This window comes from Bacillus sp. VA15 (genome assembly GCF_055721145.1).
In genome coordinates, this window is record NZ_JBVQPQ010000020.1 from 1 (window position 1) to 710 (window position 710).

Consider the following 710-nt stretch of genomic DNA (forward strand, 5'->3'; position numbering starts at 1 on the left):
CAAAGCAGGCGCTCTCCCAGCTGAGCTAAGGCCCCATGAAAATGGTCGGGAAGACAGGATTCGAACCTGCGACCCCATGGTCCCAAACCATGTGCTCTACCAAGCTGAGCTACTTCCCGATTTCCTAGCTATTCTATTAGAATAATGGCGCGCCCGAGAGGAGTCGAACCCCTAACCTTTTGATCCGTAGTCAAACGCTCTATCCAATTGAGCTACGGGCGCAATCAATTTTACAATATCCCGTTGGGATAAAATGGAGCGGAAGACGGGATTCGAACCCGCGACCCCCACCTTGGCAAGGTGGTGTTCTACCACTGAACTACTTCCGCATATCGCAATAAAAAAAGCTTTCTCCTTTTCGAGAAACCTTGGTAATAATACATTTAATAAAGCTTCCAAGCGGGCTCGAACCGCTGACCTCTTCCTTACCATGGAAGTGCTCTACCTGCTGAGCTATGGAAGCAATGGCTCCGCAGGTAGGATTCGAACCTACGACCGATCGGTTAACAGCCGATAGCTCTACCACTGAGCTACTGCGGAATAATATAAGCTTCATAAACAAACATGGTAGAAATAAAAAATCTGCTTGGCGGCGTCCTACTCTCACAGGGGGAAACCCCCGACTACCATCGGCGCTGAAGAGCTTAACTTCCGTGTTCGGTATGGGAACGGGTGTGACCTCTTCGCTATCGCCACCAAACAAATTGAGA

The 710-nt window shown here is 49.4% G+C and carries 5 tRNA genes and 1 rRNA gene; all 6 read right to left on the minus strand.

The window, feature by feature from the left end:
• Positions 1-42: 42 nt before the first annotated feature.
• Positions 43-119, minus strand: a tRNA-Pro gene (locus AC0DBE_RS21495).
• A gap of 26 nt (positions 120-145) precedes the next feature.
• Positions 146-222 (minus strand) — tRNA-Arg (locus tag AC0DBE_RS21500).
• Between the two features lie 32 nt (positions 223-254).
• Positions 255-329, minus strand: a tRNA-Gly gene (locus tag AC0DBE_RS21505).
• A 61-nt stretch (positions 330-390) separates the two neighbouring features.
• Positions 391-463, minus strand: a tRNA-Thr gene (locus AC0DBE_RS21510).
• Between the two features lie 2 nt (positions 464-465).
• Positions 466-540, minus strand: a tRNA-Asn gene (locus tag AC0DBE_RS21515).
• Positions 541-584: 44 nt separating this feature from the next.
• A 5S ribosomal RNA gene (gene rrf, locus AC0DBE_RS21520) occupies positions 585-700 on the minus strand.
• Between the last annotated feature and the right edge of the window lie 10 nt (positions 701-710).